This is a genomic window from Streptomyces triticirhizae (assembly GCF_003696235.1).
GTDB lineage: Bacteria > Actinomycetota > Actinomycetes > Streptomycetales > Streptomycetaceae > Streptomyces > Streptomyces triticirhizae.
In genome coordinates, this window is record NZ_RFFJ01000015.1 from 24184 (window position 1) to 46285 (window position 22102).

Sequence of the window (22102 nt, forward strand, 5' to 3'; positions counted from 1 at the left end):
GCGGTCAGCCGGCGGGGCGGGGCGCGGCGGCCGGGCGGCGGCGTTCCATGGCCAGCAGGGCCTCGTCGACGTCGCGGTAGGACAGGACGCCGTACACCTCGCCGTTCTCCTCGACGACCAGGTACTCGCTGGCCGGGGTGGCGTCGAGGTGGTCCAGCAGCGCCTCGCCGGTGAGGTCGGCCGGCACCCGCGTCCCCTCGGTCAGCTCCTCGGCCAGGGCGACCACCGGCACCCAGGGCCTGCGGTCGTCGGGGACGCCGGCGATGCCCGCCTCCCGCACCAGCGCGAGCGGGGCGCCGTCGTCGTCGACCACGATGAGGGCCTTGGCGCCGACCTCGTTGGCGCGGCGCAGCGCCTCGGCGAGGGAGGTCTCGCCGGGCACGGGGATGGCGCGGCGGGTCAGCGCGCGGGCGGTGAGCGAGGGGAGTTGGGCGTTGCGCCTGGCCTGGCTCAGGCCCCGCCCAGCGGCCAGCCAGATGATCGCGGCCAGCACGGCGGCGAGCAGGGCGTCGAGCAGCGGCTGGAGGCCGCCGAACGCGCCACGGTCGTCGGCGGCCAGGTGGGTCGCGGTGGGAAACCCGACGAGCACCACCAGCGCCAGCGCCCGCCCGGTCCAGGCGGTGACGACGGTGCCGCGCAGCACGTCGCCGGTGCGCCACCAGATGACGGCGCGCAGCATCCGGCCGCCGTCCAGAGGCAGTCCCGGCAGCAGGTTGAAGACGGCGACGATCAGGTTGGAGATCATCAGCGCGGCGACCAACACGCCGGGCACGGTGCCGGGTTCGACGGCCAGCATGGCGAGGGCGAACACCCCGGCCAGGACGAGGGAGAGCAACGGCCCCGAGCCGACGACCACCAGGTCCCTGCGGGGCGTGGTCGACCGGTCGTCGATCTCCGAGGCGCCGCCGATGAACTGGATCAACACCCGGTGCACGGGCAGGCCCAGGCGGAGCGCGGCGTAGGTGTGGGCCAACTCGTGGACCAGCACGGAGCCGTAGAAGGCGACGGCGAAGAAGAGCGCCACCAGGTAGCGTTCCGGGCCCAGTTCGGGCAGCGCGCGGTCGAGTTGGTGGCCGAGGAGCAGGGTGATCAGCGCGGCGACCAGGAACCAGCTGGGGGTCACATAGATGGGCACGCCCCGGACGCGGCCCACCCGGAGGGCGCCGCGCGGGCGGCGCGGGTCCCGGGCGTCCCGGTTCTCCGGGACCTCCCGGCCCTCCGGGGCGTCCCGGCCCTCCGGGGCGTCCCGGTTCTCCGGGTCCCCCGGGCTCTCCGGGTCGGGTGACCGGTCGGTCGTGGTCTCTGCCACCTGATCCCCTCGTCGCCTCGCGGCCTCGCGCCTCGCCTCCGGGACGCGGTCCGATGGTCCCGCACCGTGAGCGTGGAGTCGATGGTATGGGCTGAGTGTCAGTGACGCGCCGTAGGGTACGCCGCATGACTCGCTCCACCGCGGCGCCACCGCGCTCCCTCTCCCCCTCCCGGGCCGCCGACTTCCAACAGTGCCCGCTGCTCTACCGGTTCCGCGTCATCGACCGGCTGCCCGAGGAGCCGAACGAGGCGGCCACCAGGGGCACGGTGGTGCACGCGGTGTTGGAGCGGGTCTTCGACGCGCCGGCGGCCGAGCGGAGCGTGCCGGGGGCGCGGGCGTTGGTGGCGCCGGAGTGGCGCCGACTGCTGGAGCGGCGGCCGGAGTTGGCGCGGCTGTTCCGGGCGGGCGGCGCGGCAGCGGAGGACGCGGAGGACGCGGGGGCGGCCGAGGGGGCCGCCGGGGCCGAGGAGGGGGCTGACGGGGCGTCGGCGGGCGAGCCGGAGCTGGACCAGGAGCGGCTGGCGGCGTTCCTGGCGGAGGCCGAACGGCTGGTGGAGCGGTGGTTCACGCTGGAGGACCCGACGCGCCTTGAGCCGGCGGAGCGGGAGTTGTGGGTCGAGACCACGTTGGAGTCCGGGCTGCGGCTGCGCGGGGTGATCGACCGGGTGGACGTGGCGCCCGGCGGGGACATCAGGATCGTCGACTACAAGACGGGCAAGGCGCCGCCGGCGGAGTTCGCGGCCGGCGCGCTCTTCCAGATGAAGTTCTACGCGCTGGTGCTGTGGCGGCTGCGGGGAGTGGTGCCGCGCCGGCTCCAGTTGGTGTATCTGGGCAGCGGCGAGGTGCTCACCTACGACCCGGACGAGGCCGATCTGCGGGGCGTGGAGCGGAAGGTGCTGGCGCTGTGGGAGGCGATCCAGCGCGCCACGGAGTCGGGCGACTGGCGGCCCAGGCGTGGGCGGCTGTGCGGCTGGTGTGACCACCGGGCGCGCTGCCCGGAGTTCGGGGGCACTCCCCCGCCGTACCCGTTGCACATCCAGACGGCGTTGCCGCTGCCGGCACAGGCCGGCGGCGAGACGGGCGAGGAGCGGGGCGCCGGGCCGGCGCGGGAGGACGCCCGGACGCCCGTGGCTGAGCCGGGTGCGCCAGAATGATCGTGCCCGGCCGCACCGATGTGACCGACCTCCCCGACCGAAGGGCGCTTCGATGCCGATCCGCGTTCTGCTGGTGGACGACCAGCCCCTGCTGCGCACCGGTTTCCGGATGATCCTGGAGGCCGAGCCGGACCTGGCCGTGGTGGGCGAGGCGGGCGACGGCCTCCAGGCGTTGGAGCAGGTGCGGACGCTCCAGCCCGACGTGGTGCTGATGGACATCCGGATGCCCCGGATGGACGGCGTCGAGGCGACGCGGCAGATCACCGGGCCGGCGAAGGACGGTCCGGTGAAGGTCCTGGTGCTGACCACCTTCGACCTGGACGAGTACGTGGTGGAGGCGCTGCGCGCCGGGGCCAGCGGCTTCCTGCTGAAGGACGCGCCGGCCGCCGAGCTGGTGCAGGCGATCCGGGTGGTCGCCAACGGCGAGGCGATGCTGGCGCCCAGCGTCACCCGCCGGCTGCTGGACATGTACGCATCCAAGCTGCCCTCCGGCGAGGAGCCCGTTCCCGACGCGCTGGGCACCCTCACCGAGCGGGAGGTGGAGGTGCTCAAGCTGGTGGCCCGTGGCCTGTCCAACGCGGAGATCGCCGCCGACCTCTTCGTCAGCGAGACCACGGTGAAGACCCATGTGGGCCATGTGCTCACCAAGTTGGAGCTGCGGGACCGGGTGCAGGCGGCGGTCTTCGCCTACGAGAGCGGGCTGGTCCGCCCCGGCAGCTGAGCGCGGCCGGGGCGGACCCGTCCGTCAGGCGCGGGCCGTCTCCGGCGGTCAGACCTCGGCCATCTCCAGCTCCCAGAAGCGGAAGACCGTGGAGGGGTCGAGCGTCCACTGGAGGCCGTTGATGTTCTCGTTGGCGACCGCGTACTGCCGGCCCTGCCAGATCGGGATCATCGGGACCTCCTCGGCCACGATGTCCTGTACGGCGCTGAAGGCCTCGGCGGAGTCGGCCCGGTCGGCCTCCCTGCGGGTGGCGGGCAGCAGCTCCTCGGTGATCCGTTCCGAGACATAGCCGTTGGCGAGGACGTTGTCGGGGCCGAAGAACGGGTCGGTGAAGTTCTCCGGGTCCGGGAAGTCCGGCACCCAGCCCCGGACGAACGCCCCGTAGGCGCCGTCGGCGACGCCCTGGGCGAACTCGTCGGCGTCCACGCTGCGCACGCTGGCGTCGAAGAGCCCGCTCGCGTTGAGCTGGTCGGCCAGGTGCTCGAACGCGGCGACCGTGTCGGGGCCGAAGCGGACCGGGGTGGCCCACAGGGTCAGCTCGACGGGCTCGGTGATGCCGGCCTCGCGGAGCGTCTCCTCGGCGGCCTCGGGGTCGCCGGTGCCGCCGTAGCGGTCGAAGAACGCGGTGTTGTGGCCGGTGATGCCGGCCGGCACGACCGAGTAGAGCGGCTCGGCGGTGCGCTGGTAGACGTCGCGCACGAGCGCCTCGCGGTCGATGAGCTGGGCCACCGCGCGGCGGACGGCCGGGTCGCCGGTGACCGGGTCGTCGAGGTTGAAGACGAGGTACTGGGCCTCGGCGCTGGTGCCGTCGACGACCTTCAACTCGCCGTCGCCGCTGCGGTCGGCGGTGTGCAGGGTGGCGATGTCCTCGGCCGCGAGCCCCCGGTAGGCCACGTCCACCTCGCCGCCGCGCACGGCGTCGTCGAGGGCCTGCTGGTCGCCGTGGAAGAGCCGCATGGTGACGCCGGAGTTCTTGACCTCGGCCGGCCCCTGGTAGTCCGGGTTGACCTCGAAGACGGCCTCGTCCTCGCCGTAGCTGGCCAGCGTGTACACGCCGGAGCCGTCGGCCTCGCCGTCGGTGCGCAGTTCGTCCGCCGGGTACGCGCGGTGGTCGACGATGGACCCGGCGCCGGAGGCGATCTTCTGCGGGAAGGTGGCGTCCGGCTCGCTGAGGTGGAAGGTGACCGTCCGGTCGTCCGGCGCCTCGATCTGGTCGATCGTGGAGAGCATCACGGCCGGCCCGTCGGGGTCGTCGATGCGGAGCGTCCGGTCGAAGGAGAACTTGACGTCCTTCGAGGTGAGCGCGTTGCCGTTGCTGAACGTCAGCCCGTCCCTCAGCGTGCAGGTGTAGCGCTGGCTGGCCCGGTCGGTGAAGCCGCACTCCTCGGCGGCCTCCGGCTGGGGCTCGGTGCCGCCGGGCGGGAAGCTGAGCAGCGACTGGAACACGTTGTTGAAGACCAGCCAGGAGCCGGGGTCGTAGCCGGAGGCCGGATCGACGGCGAGCACCTCGTCCGTCATGCCCAGGGTGATGCGCTCGCCCCGGCCGGCCCCCTCTTCTTCGGTCAGTCCACAGCCGGCCAGCAGGGCCACGGCCATCGAGAGGGCGATGATGAGTGTGGGGTACGCCCTCCCCAAGCGGGTCTTCACGTGGTCGGTCCTTCGGTCGCGAGCCTGTCTCGACGAGCCCAACCGACCTTAGCGGGCGCGGGAGTCCCGCAACACGGGAACGGCGTGAGATGGATCACGAACAGGATTCGGCCATCCCGCCGCCGGCCGGGCCGGGCGTGGGCCTGGGCGGCGGGCCGGTGACGAGGCCGCGCAGGAAGGCCAGGTCGACGGACTCCAGGGAGTCGACGACGGTCCGCCCGGCGGCCGGCGGGATCGCCGCCACCGAGGGGACGGCCAGCACCCGGCAGCCGGCGGCCTCGGCGGAGGCGACGCCGGTCGCGGTGTCCTCGACGGCCACGCAGTGCGCTGGCTCGGCGCCGAGGCGCAGCGCGGCGGTGAGGTAGGGGTCGGGGTGCGGCTTGGTCCTGGCCAGTTCGTCGCCGGCGACGGTGGTGGCGAAGAACTCGGCGCCCAGGGAGCGCAGCGTCCGGTCGATGACCTCGCGGTGCGAGGCGGAGACCAGGGCGGTGGGCACCCGGTGGGCGGCCAGCTCGGTCAGCAGCCGGCGGGCGCCCGGCATCAGGGGCACGCCCTGGTCGAGGCGGCGCAGGAAGGCCGCGTTGAGCAGGTCGCGCACCTCGTCGAGGGTGATGTCGGCGCCGGTGACCTCGATCAGATAGCCGGCGGAGCGGGTCATCGGGCCGCCGACGACCACCTCGCGGTGTTCCTCGGCCAGCACGTGGCCCAGGGCTCCGAAGACCTCGACCTCGGCGTCCCACCAGAAGTCCTCAGTGTCCACGAGGGTGCCGTCCATGTCGAGCAGCACCGCGCGCGGCACGGAACCGACGGGTCGGGGGGTGTCCAGGGCGGGAGTGGAACTCGTCATCCGCACGCCTCCGTAGCGACCGCAGGGAGAGGACTGGCCGGCCGCCCAGGGGCGACCGGCCAGCACCGGACCGATCAGTCTACGTCGGACGTGGGAACCGTTCCGAGCCGAACGGCTGACCTCACCCGGTCGGCGCAGTGAAGCGCCACTGAACGCGACCGGGGTCCCGTCGTGCGGTACCGGGCGTTCGTCGCCGGGCCCTCGTTCACCTGGCGTTGAAGTAGTTGGCCTCCGGGTGGTGAACGACGATGGCGTCGGTGGACTGCTCCGGGTCGAGCTGGAACTCCTCGGAGAGGGTCACGCCGATCCGCGCGGAGTCCAGCAGCTCGGCGATCTTGGCGCGATCCTCCAGGTCGGGGCAGGCCGGATAGCCGAGCGAGTAGCGGCAGCCCTGGTACTCGGTGCGGAACATGCCGGACAGCTCGGTGGGGTCGGCCTGGGCGATGCCCAGCTCGGACCTGACCCTGGAGTGCCAGTACTCGGCCAGCGCCTCGGCCAACTGCACGGACAGGCCGTGGAGTTCGAGGTAGTCGCGGTAGGCGTCGGCGGCGAACAGCTCGGCGGTCGCCTCGCTGACCCTGGGCCCGATGGTGACGGTCTGGAGCGCGACGACGTCGGTCTCGCCGCTCTCCGCCGGGCGGAAGAAGTCGGCCAGGCACAGCCGCCTCCCCCGGCGCTGCCGGGGGAAGGTGAAGCGGGTCCGCTCGGCGCCGTCCTCGTCGAGGATCACCAGGTCGTCGCCCTCGGCGCGGCAGGGGAAGTAGCCGTAGACGACGGCGGCCTGGAGCAGGTTGTCGGTGTGCAGCCGGTCCAGCCAGCCGCGCAGCCGGGGGCGGCCCTCGGTCTCCACCAGCTCGGCGTAGTCGGGCCCGTCCTCGCCCCTGGCGGCCTTGAGGCCCCACTGGCCCTTGAAGAGGGCGTCCTCGTCGAGCCACTCCGCGTACTCCTTGAGCGGGATGCCCTTGACGACCCGGGTGCCCAGGAACGGCGGGGTCGGCAGCGGCACGTCGGTCGCGGTGGCGGAACGGGCGGGGGCCTCGTCGGTCGGCTCGGCGGCGGCGGGGGTCTCGCGCCGGGCGACGCGGCGTTGCTTCAGCTCGGGCAGGGTCGCGCCGGGCACGCCGCGCTTGACGGCGACCAGCGCGTCCATCAGCCGCAGCCCCTCGAAGGCATCCCTGGCGTAGCGGACCTCGCCCTCGTAGATCTCGTGGAGGTCCTGCTCCACATAGGCGCGGGTGAGGGCGGCGCCGCCCAGGATGACGGGGTAGCCGGAGGCGAGGCCGCGCCGGTTCAGCTCCTCCAGGTTCTCCTTCATGATCACGGTGGACTTCACCAGCAGCCCGGACATGCCGATCACGTCGGCCTTGTGCTCCTCGGCGGCGTCCAGGATGGCCGAAACCGGCTGCTTGATGCCGAGGTTGACCACGTTGTAGCCGTTGTTGGTCAGGATGATGTCGACGAGGTTCTTGCCGATGTCGTGGACGTCGCCGCGCACGGTGGCCAGCACGATGGTGCCCTTGCCCTCGTCGTCCGACTTCTCCATGTGCGGCTCCAGGTGGGCCACCGCGTTCTTCATGACCTCGGCGGACTGGAGCACGAAGGGCAGCTGCATCTGCCCGGAGCCGAAGAGTTCGCCGACGACCTTCATGCCCTCCAGCAGCGTGTCGTTGACGATCTCCAGGGCCGGCCGCTCGGCCAGCGCCTCGTCGAGGTCGGCCTCCAGGCCGTTGCGCTCGCCGTCGATGATCCGGCGGCGGAGTCGTTCCTCCAGCGGGAGGGCGGCCAGCTCCTCGGCCTTGCCGGCCTTGATGGTCTTGGTGTCCACGCCCTCGAAGAGGGTGAGGAAGTGCTGGAGCGGGTCGTAGCCCTCGCGCCTGCGGTCGAAGATCAGGTCCCGGGCGACCTCGACGTGCTCCTCGTCGATCCGGGCGATCGGCAGGATCTTGGCGGCGTGCACGATCGCGGAGTCCAGGCCGGCCTTGACGCACTCGTCGAGGAAGACGGAGTTGAGGACGAGGCGGGCGGCCGGGTTGAGGCCGAAGCTGATGTTCGACAGGCCCAGCGTGGTACCGACGTCGGGGTGGCGGCGCTTCAACTCCCTGATGGCCTCGATGGTGTTGACGCCGTCCTTGCGGGACTCCTCCTGCCCGGTGCAGATGGTGAACGTCAGGAAGTCGATCAGGATGTCGGATGGCCGGAAGCCCCAGTTGTCGGTGAGGTCGGCGATCAGCCGCTCGGCGACGGCGAGTTTGTGCTCGGGGGTGCGGGCCTGGCCCTCCTCGTCGATGGTGAGGGCCATCAGCGCGGCGCCGTGCTCGGCGGCCAGCCGGGCGACGCGGGCGAACCGGGAGTCGGGGCCGTCGCCGTCCTCGTAGTTGACCGAGTTGATCACCACGCGCCCGCCGAGGTGCTCCAACCCGGCCTCCAGCACGGCCGGTTCGGTGGAGTCCAGCACGATGGGCAGGGTGGAGGCGGTGGCCAGCCGGCCGGCGATCTCGCTCATGTCGGCGGCGCCGTCCCGGCCCACGTAGTCCACGCACAGGTCCAACAGGTGCGCGCCCTCGCGGATCTGCTCGCGCGCCAGCTCCACGCAGTCGTCCCAGCGGCCCTCCAGCATGGCCTCGCGGAACTTCTTGGAGCCGTTGGCGTTGGTGCGCTCGCCGATCGCGAGATAGGCGGTGTCCTGGCGGAACGGAACGCTCTGGTACAGCGAGGAGGCGCCGGGCTCGGGCTGCGGCTCGCGGGCGGGCGGGGTGGCGCCGCGCACCCGCTCCACCACGTGGCGCAGGTGCTCGGGCGTGGTGCCGCAGCAGCCGCCGACCAGGGAGAGGCCGAACTCGGCCACGAACTCCTCGTGCGCGTCGGCGAGTTGCTCGGGGGTCAGCGGATAGTGGGCGCCGTCCTTGCCGAGCACGGGCAGGCCCGCGTTGGGCATACAGGACAGCGGAAGCCGGCTGTGCCGGGCCAGGTGGCGCAGGTGCTCGCTCATCTCGGCGGGGCCGGTGGCGCAGTTGAGGCCGATCATGTCGATGCCCAGGGGCTCCAGCGCGGTCAGCGCGGCGCCGATCTCCGAGCCGAGCAGCATGGTCCCGGTGGTCTCGACGGTCACCTGCACCAGCAGCGGCAGGTCGACGCCGAGCGCGGCCAGCGCGCGACGGGCGCCCAGCGTGGCGGCCTTGGTCTGGAGCAGGTCCTGGCTGGTCTCGACGAGCAGCGCGTCGGCCCCGCCGGCGATCAGGCCCTCGGCGTTCTGCTGGTAGGCGTCGCGCAGCGGCCGGTAGCTGGTGTGGCCGAGGGTGGGCAGCTTGGTGCCGGGGCCCATCGAGCCCAGCACCCAGCGGACGCGGCCGTCCTCGGCGGCGAAGGCGTCGGCCACCTCCCTGGCCACCCGGGCGCCCGCCTCGGACAGCTCGTGGACCCGCTCGGGGATGTCGTACTCCCCGAGGGCGGCGAGGTTGGCGCCGAAGGTGTTGGTCTCCACGCAGTCGATGCCGGTGGCCAGGTACTCGCGGTGGACGTTGGCCACGATGTCGGGGCGGGTGACGTTGAGGACCTCGTTGCACCCCTCCAACTGCTGGAAGTCCTCCAGCGAGGGGTCCTGCGCCTGGAGCATCGTGCCCATTCCTCCGTCGGCGACCACGACGCGGCTGGCGAGGGCGTCTCGCAGGGCCTGGGCGCGCTGCGCCTGGCTGGTGGTGGGCAGGCTGGCAAGGGCCATGGGCTTCTCTCCCAGAGGTGCGACGGCTGTCGGCTATGCGCCTCCGCTCACGGTGACGCACCCCAGCAGCCTAACCGGGTGGCCGCGCCAGAGAGCGGAACTTTCCGGGAATCGGACCGCCGTAAACTCATTCCTGGCCTGGGGGTATCGACATCCCCCACTGGAGTTCGACAATGTCGAACGGAAGATGTTTCGCGGGGCGGGACGCAGGGAGGCGGCCTCATGGCTCGGACCATCCAGTCACTGGAACGCGCGGCCGCGGTGCTGCGCCTGCTCGCCGGCGGCGAGCGGCGGCTGGGTCTGTCCGACATCGCCTCGGCCATAGGGCTGGCCAAGGCCACCACGCACGGGCTGCTGCGCACGCTCCAGCAGGAGGGCTTCGTCGAGCAGGACGAGATCTCCGGGAAGTACCAGCTGGGCGCCGAGCTGCTGCGCCTGGGCAACAGCTACCTCGACGTCCACGAGCTGCGCGCCAGGGCGCTGGTGTGGACGGACGACCTGGCCAGGTCCAGCGGGGAGAGCACCTATCTGGGCGTGCTCCACCAGCGCGGGGTGCTGATCGTCCACCACGTCTTCCGGCCCGACGACAGCCGCCAGGTGCTGGAGGTGGGGGCGATGCAGCCGCTGCACAGCACGGCACTGGGGAAGGTGCTGGCGGCGTTCGACCCGGTGGCGCACAACGAGGCGATGGACTCGGACTTCGCCGCGATCACCCCGCTGACGGTCACGGACCCGGCCGCCTTCGACCGGGAGTTGGAGGCGGTGCGGGCGCGCGGCTGGGCGAGTGACGTCGGGGAGACCTGGGACGGCGTCGCCTCGGTCGCGGCCCCGATCGTGGACCGCCGCCGGATGCCGGTGGGCGCGGTGGGCATCACGGGCGCCGTGGAGCGGGTGCTCGACGGCGAGGCGCCCCGACCCCGGCTGGTGGCGGCGGTGCGGGACTGCGCCCGGGCCGTGTCGCGGGACCTCGGAGCCGGGCGCTTCTAGGACAATCCAGACACCGGAGAGGTATCTGGCGCCTACCCACTTGACGGAGCCCTCCCCGGGGAGAACACTGCCGTTCGTTGGTCGATAATGTCGAACACTGGACGGATGTCGCCCAGGAATCCCCTGGACGAAGGACAAAGGAGTCACGGGTGTCCAGCTCCGATATCTTCTTCGGCGAGGTGCTCGGCACCGCCGTACTGATCGTGCTCGGTGGTGGCGTCGTCGCCGGCACCGTTCTCAAGAAGTCGAAATCGTTCGAGGCCGGCTGGGTCGTGGTGACCCTCGGCTGGGGTATGGCGGTGCTCACCGGCGCCTACGCCTCCACCCAGCTCTCCGGCGCGCACATCAACCCGGCGGTGACGCTGGGCATCGCCATCGACACCGGCGAGTGGAGCGACGTTCCCACCTATGTCGCCGGGCAGATGCTGGGCGCGATGCTCGGCGCCGTGCTCGTCTGGCTCGCCTACTACGGACACTTCCAGGCGCATCTGCTGGACCGCGAGGAGGTCAGCGGCTCGGCCACGCCGGGCCCGCGCGCCTTCGACGAGAGCAACGAGCGGAAGGCCGAGCGGCGCGCGACCGAGCCGGGCGAGCCGGGTCCTGTGCTGGGCGTCTTCGCCACCGCGCCGGAGATCCGCAACACGGTGCAGAACCTGGCCACCGAGATCATCGCGACGGCCGTGCTGGTGATCGGCGTGCTGACCATCGGCGTCAACGACGACCTGGCGCTCTCCGGCACGGGTCCGCTGATGGTGGCCCTGATCGTGCTCGGGATCGGCCTCTCGCTCGGTGGGCCGACGGGCTACGCGATCAACCCGGCCCGTGACCTCGGGCCCCGCATCGTCCACGCGCTCCTCCCCCTGCCCAACAAGGGCGGCTCCGACTGGGGCTACTCCTGGATTCCCGTCGTCGGACCGCTGATCGGCGCCACGATCGCGGCCGTCGTCTTCAATCTCCTCTTCTGACCGATCCACCCGGCGCCCCGCGACCGGAACGGGTACCCGCGACCAGCACGACCGCAACGCCACGACCAGGAGTCGCCAACCATGACCGACGCTCAGGACCCCGCACTCACCACCGAGGCGCGCGAGTACATCGCCGCGATCGACCAGGGCACCACCTCCAGCCGCTGCATCGTCTTCGACCGCGACGGGCGCATCGTCTCCGTCGAACAGAAGGAGCACGAGCAGATCTTTCCCAAACCGGGCTGGGTGGAACACGACGCCAGGGAGATCTGGGCCAACGTCCAGGAGGTCGTGGCCGGCGCGCTGGCCAAGGCCGAGATCACCAGGGAGCACGTCAAGGCGATCGGCATCACCAACCAGCGCGAGACCACCCTGCTGTGGGACCGCACCACGGGCGAGCCGGTCCACAACGCCATCGTCTGGCAGGACACCCGCACCGACGCGCTCTGTCGCGAGCTGGGGCGCAACGTCGGCCAGGACCGCTTCCGCCGGGAGACCGGGCTGCCGCTGTCCTCCTACTTCGCCGGGCCCAAGATCCGGTGGCTGTTGGACAACGTGGAGGGGCTGCGGGAGCGCGCCGAGCGCGGCGAGATCCTCTTCGGGACGATGGACTCGTGGGTGATCTGGAACCTGACCGGCGGCCCCGACGGCGGGGCGCATGTCACGGACGTCACCAACGCCTCCCGCACGATGCTGATGAACCTGCGCACGCTGCGCTGGGAGGAGCGCATCTGTGACTCGATCGGCGTACCGATGGAGGTTCTTCCGGAGATCCGTTCCTCCTCCGAGGTCTACGGCCACGCCAAGGGCGGCGTGCTGGACGGCGTGCCGGTCGCCTCGGCGCTGGGCGACCAGCAGGCGGCGCTCTTCGGGCAGACCTGTTTCTCGGTGGGCGAGGCCAAGTCGACCTACGGCACCGGAACGTTCCTGCTGATGAACACCGGCAACCAGGCCATCAACTCCTATGCCGGCCTGGTCACCACGGTGGGCTACCGGATCGGCGACCAGCAGCCGGTCTACGCGCTGGAGGGGTCCATCGCGATCACCGGCGCGCTGGTGCAGTGGATGCGCGACCAGATGGGCCTGATCCACAGCGCGGCCGAGATCGAGACGCTGGCCCGTTCGGTGGACGACAACGGCGGCGCCTACTTCGTGCCGGCGTTCTCCGGGCTGTTCGCGCCCTACTGGCGGGCCGACGCGCGGGGCGTCATCGCCGGTCTGACCCGCTATGTCACCAAGGCCCACATCGCAAGGGCGGTCCTGGAGGCCACGGCCTGGCAGACCAGGGAGATCGTCGACGCCATGAAGAAGGACTCCGGCGTCGAGCTGACCTCCCTGAAGGTGGACGGCGGGATGACGTCCAATAATCTACTCATGCAGAACATCTCGGATTTTCTGGACGCGCCCGTGGTGCGGCCGATGGTCTCCGAGACGACCTGTCTCGGCGCCGCCTACGCCGCCGGGCTCGCCGTCGGCTTCTGGTCCAACATCGAGGACCTGCGGGCCAACTGGCGACGCGCGGCCGAGTGGACGCCCGAGATGGACCCGGCCGAGCGCGACCGGGAGTACCAGTTCTGGCTCAAGGCCGTGCAGCGGACCATGGGCTGGCTCGACGAGGAAGGCTGACATCAGATGAACACCCCGCACCCGACAGCCGAACCGGCCGCGATAGCCCGCGCCGAACGGCGCGCCGAGACCCGACAGCGGCTCGCCGAGGCTACCTATGACCTGCTGGTCATCGGGGGCGGCATCCTGGGTACCTCGGTCACCTGGCACGCCGCCCAGTCGGGTCTGCGGGTGGCGATGGTGGACGCCGGCGACTTCGCCGGCGCCACCTCGTCCGCGTCCTCCAAGCTGGTGCACGGCGGCCTGCGCTACCTCCAGACCGGCGCCGTGCGCCTGGTGGCCGAGAACCACCACGAGCGGCGGGTGTTGGCGAAGGACGTCGCGCCGCACCTGGTCAACCCGCTCACCTTCTATCTCCCGGTCTACGAGGGTGGCCCGCACGGCGCGGCGAAGCTCGGCGCCGGGGTCTTCGCCTACTCGGCGCTCTCCGCCTTCGGCGACGGCGTCGGCCGGGTCGTCTCGCCGAGGAAGGCGGCGGCCACCGTGCCCGCGCTGCGCACCGAGGGCCTGAAGGCCGTCGCGGTCTACGGCGACCACCAGATGAACGACGCCCGCGTCGCGGTGATGACGGTCCGCGCCGCCGCCGAGGCCGGCGCGACGGTGCTCAACCACGCCGAGGTCACCGGGCTGCGCAAGACGGCGGGCCGGGTCACCGGCGCCGAGCTGCGGGACCGGCTGGACGGCTCGGAGTTCGGGGTGAACGCCCGGCTGATGCTCAACGCGACCGGCCCGTGGGTGGACCGGCTGCGGCTGATGGAGGACCCGGGCGCCGAGCCCAGCGTGCGGCTCTCCAAGGGCGTGCACCTGGTGATGCGGCGGGTCGCGCCCTGGCCGGTGGCGCTGGCCACCCCGGTGGACAAGTACCGGATCACGTTCGCCCTGCCCTGGGAGGACCAGCTGCTGCTGGGCACCACCGACGAGACCTACGAGGGCGACCCGGGCGAGGTCGCGCCGACCGAGGCGGACATCGCGCAGATCCTCGACGAGGCCGGGCACTCGGTGCGCGACGAGCAGCTGGACCGGGACCTGATGACCTACGCCTTCGCCGGGCTGCGGGTGCTGCCCGGCGGCCCGGGCGGGGTCGCCAAGGCCAAGCGGGAGACGGTGGTCACCGAGGGCGCCGGCGGGATGCTGTCGGTGGCGGGCGGCAAGTGGACGACCTACCGGCACATCGGACGCACCGTGCTGCGCAAGCTGGCCAAGCTGCCGGGCGGCCCGCTGGGCGCGGAGATGGAGCCGGTCTCCGACCTGGTGCGGCGGGTGCCGCTGCCGGGCGTGGCGGCGCCCAACGCGGTGGCCCACCGGCTGCTGGCCGACCCCGAGCTGGGCGAGCTGCTCGGCCCGGCGACGGCGGCCCATCTGGCCGGTCACTACGGCTCGTTGGCGCTGGACGTCGCGGAACTGGCGCGCCAGGACCCGGCCCTGGGCGAGCGGGTGCATCCGGACAGCCCGGAGATCATGGCGCAGCTCGTCTACGCCAGGGACCGCGAGTGGGCCGAGACCACCGACGACGTGCTGCGTCGGCGCACCACGCTGACCATCAGGGGCCTGGACACGCCCGAGGTGCGGGAGAAGGTCGAGCGGGTGCTGGGCACGGGCGTTTAGACCATCTTCCCTTCATACCGCGTCAACACGACGGCGAGAGACTGAACCGCGTTGCGACCTGAAGGAGTTGTCGCCCGTGCGGTTCAGTCTCTCGCCGTCGTCACCGGCGTCGTCACCGTCGTTGTTCCCCACCGCCCGTCGCCGGCCGGCCGTGCCGGCGGCGCTGCTGTGTGGCGTGCTGCTGGTCTCCGGCTGTTCCTCGGCCGCCTCGTCCTCCGGCTCCGGGCAGGGCGGCGGGGAGCCGGTCTCGGGCGGGGAGTTGACCTTCGCCCTGGCCTCCGCGCCGACCTGTGCCGACCCACAGCAGGCCGGCACCAACGACACGATCTATCCGGCCAGGCAGCTGGTGGACTCGCTCACCGACCAGGACCCCGAGACCGGGGAGATCGTGCCCTGGCTGGCGGAGTCCTGGGAGGTCAACGAGGACGCCACGGTCTACACGTTCACGCTGCGCGAGGGCGTGACGTTCAGCGACGGGGCGCCCGTCGACGCCGAGGCGCTGCGGCGGAACCTGGACGGCATCCAGGAGCTGGGCCCCAGGGCGCCGCTGGCGCTCAGCTATCTGACGGGCTACCAGAGCACCGAGGTGCTGGACGAGTTGACGGCCGAGGTCACCTTCGAGCGGCCCAACGCCCAGTTCCTCCAGGCCACTTCGACTCCGGCGCTGGGCCTGCTGTCGCCGGCCACGCTGGAGGACGACCCCGCCGACCGGTGCGTGACGGTGGTGGGCTCGGGCCCGTTCACGCTGGAGGAGTACCGCCTCAACAGCTTCGTGCGGCAGGTCCGCAGGGAGGACTACGCCTGGGGCTCCTCGCTGTGGGACGAGCCGGAGGGACCGGCGCGGCTTGATCGGCTGACGTTCGAGGTGATCCCCGAGTCGGGGGTGCGCACCGGAGGGCTGTCCTCGCAGCAGGTGGACGCGATCGGCGGCGTGGCCCCACAGGACGAGGCCACCCTGGAGGCGTCGGGCCTGACGCTGGAGCGCCGCGCCAACCCGGGACTGCCGTTCTCCCTCTTCCCGCAGCTGGAGCGGCCCATCCCGGCCGACCCCCGGGTGCGGCAGGCCGTCTCGCTGGCCATCGACCGGCAGGAGGTCGTGGACACCGTGCTGTCGGAGTCCTACCGGCCGGCGACCAGCTCGCTGGCCTCGACCACCGACCTGTACGCCGACCAGTCCGACCTGCTGGCCCACGACCCGGCCGCCGCCGAGGCGCTGTTGGAGGAGGCCGGCTGGGAGGAGGGGCCCGACGGCATCCGGGAGCGGGACGGGCAGCCGTTGCACCTGGACATCGTGTGGGGCGCCAACTTCGGCCCGAACCAACCCTCGTTGGAGCTGATCCAGCAGCAGCTGCGGGAGGTCGGCATCGACGTCACGCTGCGGACGGTCACCATCGCGGAGTACAACGCCGTCCGCGAGGAGGGCGACTACGACTACGCCTGGTCCAACACCACGCGCACCGACCCCGACATCCTGCGGGCCGCGTTCTCCGCCGAGTTGGCCAACCTCTCCCGGGTGGACGACCCCGACCTGGAGGCGCTGCTGAACGAGCAGAACGCCTCCGTCGACCCCGAGGTGCGCGGGCCGCTGGTGGAGCGGCTCCAGCGGGAGCTTCTGGAGAAGGGCTATCTGGTGCCGGTCTTCGAGCTGACCACGGTGCTGGGTCTGGACGGGGACGTCCACGACCTGGACTTCGAGGCCAGTTCGCGGCTCCAGTTCCACGACACGTGGCGCGGCTGAGCGGCGGCCCGGGATGGGACGCTATGTGGCGCGCCGACTGCTCCAGGCGGTGCTGGTGCTGTGGGCGGCCTACACGCTCTCCTTCGCGGTGCTCTATCTGCTGCCCGGCGACCCGGTGGAGATCATGGCAGCCGGCGGCGGGGAGGTCACCGAGGTCACCGAGGAGCAACTGGACGCGGTGCGCGCCGAGTACGGGCTGGACGCGCCGCTGGCCGAGCAGTACCTCGACCGGCTGGGCGCGGCGCTCACCGGCGACCTGGGCACCTCGGTGCAGACCGGGGAACGGGTCTCCGCCATGGTCGCGGAACAGCTGCCGGCGACGCTCCAACTGACGTGCGCGGGCGGGGCGTTGGCGCTGCTGCTCGGCTCGGCGGTGGCGTTGGCCGGCGCGCACACCCGACGGCCCTGGCTGCGGCAGCTGCTGCTGTCGCTGCCCTCGGTCGGCGCCTCGGCGCCCACCTTCTGGGTGGGGCTGCTGCTGATCCAACTCGTGTCGTTCCGCTGGGGGTTGCTGCCGGCGATCGGCGACCAGGGGTGGCGGAGCCTGGTGCTGCCGGCGTTGACGTTGGCGCTGCCGACCTCGGCGGTGCTGGCGCAGGTCTTCGCCAAGAGCCTGCGGGACGCGCTGCGCGAGCCCTATGTGGAGACGGCCCTGGCCAAGGGCGCCAGCCGGGCGCGGGTGACGCTGCGGCACGCGGCGCGCAACGCCTCGCTGCCGGCGTTCACGGTCTTCGGCGTGCTGGTGGGCAACCTGCTGGCCGGCTCGGTGGTGGTGGAGACGGTCTTCTCCCGCACGGGGGTTGGGCGGATCACGGCGACCTCGGTCACCGTGCAGGACATCCCGGTGGTGCAGGGGCTGGTGATGCTGGGCGCGGTGGCGTTCGTGCTGGCCAACCTGCTGGTCGACCTGGTCTACCCGCTGCTCGACCCCCGGGTGACCACGGGCGGGGCGGTGGCGCGATGACCTCGGAGACGCTGGAACGTTCGCCCGCCGCCGCGTGGCCCTCCCGGGCGCGGGCCGCGCTGCGCGCCCCGGGCCTGGTGCTGTCGGTGGTGCTGCTGGTGCTGGTGGGACTGGCCGCGCTGGCGCCGGGGCTGCTGACGGGCCAGGACCCGCTGACCGGGGTGCCGGCCGACAAGCTGCTGCCGCCCAGCCTCGAACACCCCTTCGGCACCGACCAGTTGGGCCGCGACCTGCTGTCCCGCACGGTGCACGGCACCGCGCCGACGCTGCGCGCCGCGCTGCTGGCCATCGCCATCGGCCTGGTCCCTGGCTCGCTGCTGGGCCTGCTGGCCGGCGCGGCGGGCGGCGTGGTCGACGACGTGCTGATGCGGGTCGCCGACGTGCTGCTGGCGATCCCCGGGCTGCTGCTGTCGCTGGCGTTGATCACCGCGCTCGGCTTCGGCACCACGCGGGTGGCCGTCGCCGTGGGCGCGGTGAGCATCGCGGGCTTCGCCCGGGTGATGCGCGCGCAGGTGCTCCGGGTGCGGGAGAGCGACTACGTGGAGGCCGCGCACGCCTCCGGCACCCGCTGGCCCGGCGTGCTGCTGCGCCATGTGCTGCCCGGGGCGTGGGGTCCGGTCGTGGTCTTCGCCGCCGTCGAGTTCGGCACGGTGGTGCTGGCCATCTCCTCGCTGAGCTTCCTCGGCTACGGGGCCGTGCCGCCTGAGCCGGAGTGGGGCTCGCTGGTCGCCGGCGGCCGGGACTACCTGGCCACCTCCTGGTGGCTGACCACGCTGCCGGGGCTCACCATCGCGCTGACCGTGCTGGCGGCGAACCGGATCGCCCGCGCGCTGGACCGGGGAACGGGGGAGGCGCTGTGACGGAACCTCAGGAACGCGACCCCGCACGGCCGTTGCTGTCGATCGCCGACCTGCGGGTGAGCTACCACACCCGGGGCGGGGTCGAGGAGGCGGTGCGCGGGGTGAGCCTGGACGTCGCGCCGGGCGAGGTGGTGGCGCTGGTCGGCGAGTCCGGCTCGGGCAAGAGCAGCACCGGGCACGCCGTGATGGGGCTGCTGCCGGCGGGCGGGGTGCGGGCGGCCGGCCGGATCGACTTCGACGGAACGGACCTGGCCCGGGCCGACGAGCGCCGGCTCCGTTCGCTGCGCGGCCGGGAGATCGGCCTGGTGCCGCAGGACCCGACCGTCTCCCTCAACCCGGTGCAACGGGTGGGCCGCCAGGTCGCCGAGGTGCTGCTGATCCACCGGCTCGCCGACCGGGCCGAGGCGCGGGAGCGGGCCGTGGCCCTGCTGGAGCGCGCCGGCGTGCCCGAACCTGCCGTGCGCGCCCGGCAGTTCCCCCACCAGCTCTCCGGCGGCCTGCGGCAGCGGGTGCTGATCGCCATCGCGCTGGCCGCCGACCCGCGCCTGGTGATCGCCGACGAGCCGACCAGCGCGCTGGACGTGACCGTGCAGCGGCACATCCTGGACCACCTGGAGGCGTTGACCCGTTCCACCGGCACCGCCGTGCTGCTGATCACCCACGACCTGGGCGTCGCGGCCGACCGGGCTCGGCGGATCGCGGTGATGTCGCAGGGCCGGATCGTGGAGGTCGGCCCGGCCGAGCGGGTGCTGGGCGACCCGCGACACCCGTACACCAAGGCCCTGTTGCGGTCGGCGCCCAGCCTGGACGGCGGCCCGGTCGCCGCCAGGGCGCCGGCCGCCGACCCGGAGCGGCCGCCGCTGGTGCGGGCCGAGGACCTGGTGAAGGTCTTCCCCGCGCCGCGCGGCAGCGGGGCACCGCCGACCCGGGCGGTCGCCGGGGTCAGCCTGGCGGTGCGCGCCGGCGAGACCCTCGCGCTGGTCGGCGAGTCGGGCTCGGGGAAGTCGACCACCGCGCGGATGCTGGTGCGGCTGACCGACCCCACCTCGGGCCGGGTCGTCTTCGACGGGCGGGACATCACCGCGCTGCGCGGCTCGGCGCTGCGCCGGCTGCGGCGCCGGGCGCAGATCGTCTACCAGAACCCGTACGCCTCGCTGAACCCCCGCTTCTCGGTGGGCGAGGTGATCGGGGAGCCGCTGCGGGCCTTCGGCGTCGGGCCGCGCCGGGTGCGCCAGGCCCGCGCCGCCGAGCTGCTGGAGCGCGTCGGCCTGCCCGCCCGCACCCTGCACCGGCGGCCGGCCGAGCTGTCCGGCGGGCAGCGGCAGCGCGTCGCCATCGCCAGGGCGCTGGCGCTGGAGCCCGACCTGGTGGTGTGCGACGAGCCGGTCTCCGCGCTGGACGTGACCTCCCAGGCCCAGATCCTGGACCTGCTGGCCACGCTCCAGGAGCAGCTGGGGCTCGCCTACCTGTTCATCTCGCACGACCTGGCTGTGGTGCGCCGGATCGCCCACCGGGTCGCGGTGATGCGCCGGGGCGAGGTGGTCGAGGAGGGGCCGGTCGGCCGGATCTTCGCCGAGCCCGCGCACCCCTACACCCGCGAGCTGCTCGCCGCCATCCCCGGCACCCGCGCCCGGCCCCGGCAGGGCCGCGATCCGAAGGAGGTGCCGACCGCATGAGGTTCTCCGTGCTGTCCCTGATCGGCTCGGCCCCGCACCCGTTGACCGGGGCGGTGACGCCGGCCGCCGAGCGGCTGGCCGACGTGGTCGAGGTGGCCGTCGCCGCCGAGCGGCTCGGCTTCGACGCGGTGGCCGTCGGCGAACGCCACGCCGGCGACTTCCTGTCGTCGAGCCCGGCGGTGGTGCTCGCCGCGATCGCCGCCCGCACCTCCCGGGTGCGGCTGCTGACCGGAGTAACCGTGCTCTCCGTCCTGGACCCGGTGCGGGTCGCCGAGGAGTACGCCACCCTCGACCAACTGGCCCACGGGCGCCTGGAGTTGGTGATCGGCAAGGGCTCGGAGGCCGGCCACTTCTCGCTCTACGGCCTGGCCGAGGAGCGGCAGTGGGACCTGCTGGCCGAGAAGTACGCGCTGCTGCGCCGGCTGTGGCGGGAGGAGAACGTCAGTTGGGCGGGTGAGTTCCGGCCACCGCTGCACGAGGTCACCACCGTGCCCCGCCCGTTCGACGGGCCGCCCCGCGTCTGGCACGGCTCGGCCACCAGCGAGAACTCCACGGAGCTGGCGGCCCGTTATGGCGACCCGCTCTTCACGGCCAACGCGATCCAGCCAAGGGAGGCGTACGTTCGGCTGGTTGACCACTACCGCGAGCGGTACGCGGCGTACGGCCACGACCCGGCCCTGGCGTTCCTGGGCGCTGGCTCGGGCGGGCTGTGTCTCGCGGACACCACGGAGCGCGCGATCGAGCGCTACGGCGCGCTCTACGAGGCCCGGGTGCGCCAGTCGTTCAAGCCGCACCTGGTGGGCCGGGCCGGCTACAACACGCCGTTCACCACCATCGAGGAGGCCGTGGAGAGCGGCCCGGCGCTGATCGGCAGCCCCCAGCGGGTGATCGACAAGATCCTGGACTTCCACGCCTCCTACCGCCATGACCTGCTGTCTCTCACCGTGGACGGGCTCGGCGCCGGGCGCTCCGAACAGATCGAGACGCTGCACCGGTTCGCCGAGGAGGTCGCCCCGGTGCTGCGCCGTGAGGCGCCCACCGCCCTGTGGGAGTGAACGGTTCACGGAGCCGTTCCGGCCCCCGTGCGAGCCCTTCGGCGACAAGCCTGCCCCGGGCAGGCGTACGAGGACGGCCGGCTGGGCACGGTCACGCCGTAGGCTGGGGCCGCACAGAAACTTGATGCAGCCGGGTCGGACAACACCGTCCCGTCCCGGCCGGGAGGAGGCGCTGGGTGATCGAGCTCGACGGAGTTCCCGAGCTGGTTGACCCGGTCATGGTGGCCGCGTTCGAAGGCTGGAACGATGCTGGTGACGCCGCCTCCGCAGCGGTGGCACACCTGGAACGGGAGTGGAAGGGCGAGGTGTTCGCGGCCCTGGACGCCGAGGACTACTACGACTTCCAGGTCAACCGTCCCCACATCTGGCTGGACGGCGGGGTGCGGCGCATCACCTGGCCCACGACCAGGCTCTCCGTGGTGAGGATCGGCTCCGATGACGGCCCGGTCAGACGGCGGGACCTGGTGCTGGTGCGGGGCATCGAACCGAGTATGCGCTGGCGCTCGTTCTGCAACGAGATCCTGGGCTTCGCCCACGAGTTGGGCGTGGAGATGGTGGTGGTGCTGGGCGCCCTGCTGGGTGACACCCCGCACACCCGTCCCGTTCCGGTCACCAGCGTCACCTCGGACGAGGACCTGGCCAGGACCCTGGACCTGGAGGAGTCGCGGTACGAGGGGCCGACCGGCATCGTCGGCATTCTCCAGGAGGCCTGCGGCCACGCCGGCGTCCCGGCGGTGACGCTCTGGGCGGCCGTGCCGCACTATGTGGCCCAACCGCCCAACCCCAAGGCGTCGTTGGCGTTGCTGCACGCGCTGGAGGACCTGCTGAACCTGGGCATCCCGCTGGGCGACCTGCCCGAGGACGCCCGCGCCTGGCAGATCGGCGTGGACCAACTCGCCGCCGAGGACAGCGAGGTGGCGGAGTATGTGAAGTCCCTTGAGGAGGCCAGGGACACGGCCGAACTGCCGGAGGCCTCGGGCGAGGCCATCGCCAAGGAGTTCGAACGGTATCTGCGGCGCCGGGACGGGCAGCCGCCGGGCGGCGGCGAGCAGGGCTCCTATCTGCGCGACCCGGGCAGCCACCGGCCGCGCCGGCCCCGCCCGCCCGAGGGCGAGCCCGGCCCGCAGGACGGGGGCGGCAAGGAGCCCGAGGAGTAGCGGCGCCGGGAGCCGAACGGCCTGTGCGACGCGCGTCAACTTCCTTGTATGAGCGGGAAGTTGCCGCGCGTCG

General features: G+C 72.7%; 16 protein-coding genes. 12 read left to right on the forward strand and 4 right to left on the reverse strand.

The window, feature by feature from the left end; all coding sequences use genetic code 11:
- Positions 1-4: 4 nt before the first annotated feature.
- Positions 5-1309, reverse strand: coding sequence for a site-2 protease family protein (locus tag EBN88_RS05095; RefSeq protein WP_233580471.1), 1305 nt, complete (start codon positions 1307-1309; stop codon positions 5-7).
- Between the two features lie 125 nt (positions 1310-1434).
- On the opposite strand from EBN88_RS05095, the gene EBN88_RS05100 reads away from it, so the two are divergent.
- Both EBN88_RS05100 and EBN88_RS05105 read left to right on the forward strand, forming a co-directional pair.
- Entirely contained in the window at positions 1435-2463 is a 1029-nt protein-coding gene (locus EBN88_RS05100) for a RecB family exonuclease (protein WP_122182608.1), read from the forward strand.
- Between the two features lie 52 nt (positions 2464-2515).
- Complete coding sequence (locus EBN88_RS05105) at positions 2516-3184, forward strand: response regulator (RefSeq protein ID WP_122182587.1); 669 nt, start codon at positions 2516-2518, stop codon at positions 3182-3184.
- A 48-nt stretch (positions 3185-3232) separates the two neighbouring features.
- On the opposite strand, the gene EBN88_RS05110 is transcribed toward EBN88_RS05105, so the two are convergent.
- From EBN88_RS05110 to metH, 3 genes are all read right to left on the reverse strand, one after another.
- On the reverse strand, positions 3233-4780 hold the full coding sequence (locus EBN88_RS05110) for an ABC transporter substrate-binding protein (RefSeq protein ID WP_122182609.1): 1548 nt from the start codon (positions 4778-4780) through the stop codon (positions 3233-3235).
- A 145-nt stretch (positions 4781-4925) separates the two neighbouring features.
- A complete protein-coding gene (locus EBN88_RS05115; RefSeq protein WP_122182588.1) occupies positions 4926-5678 on the reverse strand; it encodes an HAD family hydrolase in 753 nt (250 codons plus the stop codon).
- A gap of 205 nt (positions 5679-5883) precedes the next feature.
- A complete protein-coding gene (gene metH, locus EBN88_RS05120) occupies positions 5884-9396 on the reverse strand; it encodes a methionine synthase (RefSeq protein WP_122182589.1) in 3513 nt (1170 codons plus the stop codon).
- A 222-nt stretch (positions 9397-9618) separates the two neighbouring features.
- Between metH and EBN88_RS05125 the strand changes: the two genes are divergently transcribed.
- The 10 genes from EBN88_RS05125 to EBN88_RS05170 all read left to right on the forward strand — a co-directional run bounded on the left by EBN88_RS05125 (position 9619) and on the right by EBN88_RS05170 (position 22029).
- Positions 9619-10383: an IclR family transcriptional regulator gene (locus EBN88_RS05125; protein WP_122182590.1), complete on the forward strand. Its 765-nt coding sequence runs from the start codon at positions 9619-9621 to the stop codon at positions 10381-10383.
- A 149-nt stretch (positions 10384-10532) separates the two neighbouring features.
- The gene (locus tag EBN88_RS05130) at positions 10533-11348 is read left to right on the forward strand and encodes an MIP/aquaporin family protein (protein ID WP_122182591.1); all 816 of its coding nucleotides are present in this window, start codon (positions 10533-10535) and stop codon (positions 11346-11348) included.
- 81 nt (positions 11349-11429) lie between these two features.
- Complete coding sequence (glpK, locus tag EBN88_RS05135) at positions 11430-12974, forward strand: glycerol kinase GlpK (RefSeq protein ID WP_122182592.1); 1545 nt, start codon at positions 11430-11432, stop codon at positions 12972-12974.
- A 6-nt stretch (positions 12975-12980) separates the two neighbouring features.
- Positions 12981-14579 carry a glycerol-3-phosphate dehydrogenase/oxidase gene (locus EBN88_RS05140; protein WP_122182593.1) on the forward strand — a complete coding sequence of 533 codons (1599 nt, stop codon included), beginning with the start codon at positions 12981-12983 and terminating at the stop codon, positions 14577-14579.
- Between the two features lie 76 nt (positions 14580-14655).
- Positions 14656-16317 carry an ABC transporter substrate-binding protein gene (locus tag EBN88_RS05145; protein ID WP_233580472.1) on the forward strand — a complete coding sequence of 554 codons (1662 nt, stop codon included), beginning with the start codon at positions 14656-14658 and terminating at the stop codon, positions 16315-16317.
- A gap of 13 nt (positions 16318-16330) precedes the next feature.
- On the forward strand, positions 16331-17281 hold the full coding sequence (locus tag EBN88_RS05150; RefSeq protein ID WP_122182594.1) for an ABC transporter permease: 951 nt from the start codon (positions 16331-16333) through the stop codon (positions 17279-17281).
- Positions 17278-18141: an ABC transporter permease gene (locus tag EBN88_RS05155; RefSeq protein ID WP_122182595.1), complete on the forward strand. Its 864-nt coding sequence runs from the start codon at positions 17278-17280 to the stop codon at positions 18139-18141. Before EBN88_RS05150 ends, EBN88_RS05155 begins: the two co-directional genes overlap by 4 nt.
- The gene (locus tag EBN88_RS05160) at positions 18138-19817 is read left to right on the forward strand and encodes an ABC transporter ATP-binding protein (protein ID WP_122182596.1); all 1680 of its coding nucleotides are present in this window, start codon (positions 18138-18140) and stop codon (positions 19815-19817) included. The genes EBN88_RS05155 and EBN88_RS05160 overlap by 4 nt, the downstream gene beginning before the upstream one ends.
- Positions 19814-20872 (forward strand): LLM class flavin-dependent oxidoreductase, encoded by a 1059-nt coding sequence (locus EBN88_RS05165; RefSeq protein ID WP_122182597.1) that lies wholly within the window; start codon positions 19814-19816, stop codon positions 20870-20872. The genes EBN88_RS05160 and EBN88_RS05165 overlap by 4 nt, the downstream gene beginning before the upstream one ends.
- Positions 20873-21048: 176 nt before the next feature.
- Positions 21049-22029 (forward strand): PAC2 family protein, encoded by a 981-nt coding sequence (locus tag EBN88_RS05170; protein ID WP_122182598.1) that lies wholly within the window; start codon positions 21049-21051, stop codon positions 22027-22029.
- Positions 22030-22102 lie beyond the last annotated feature (73 nt).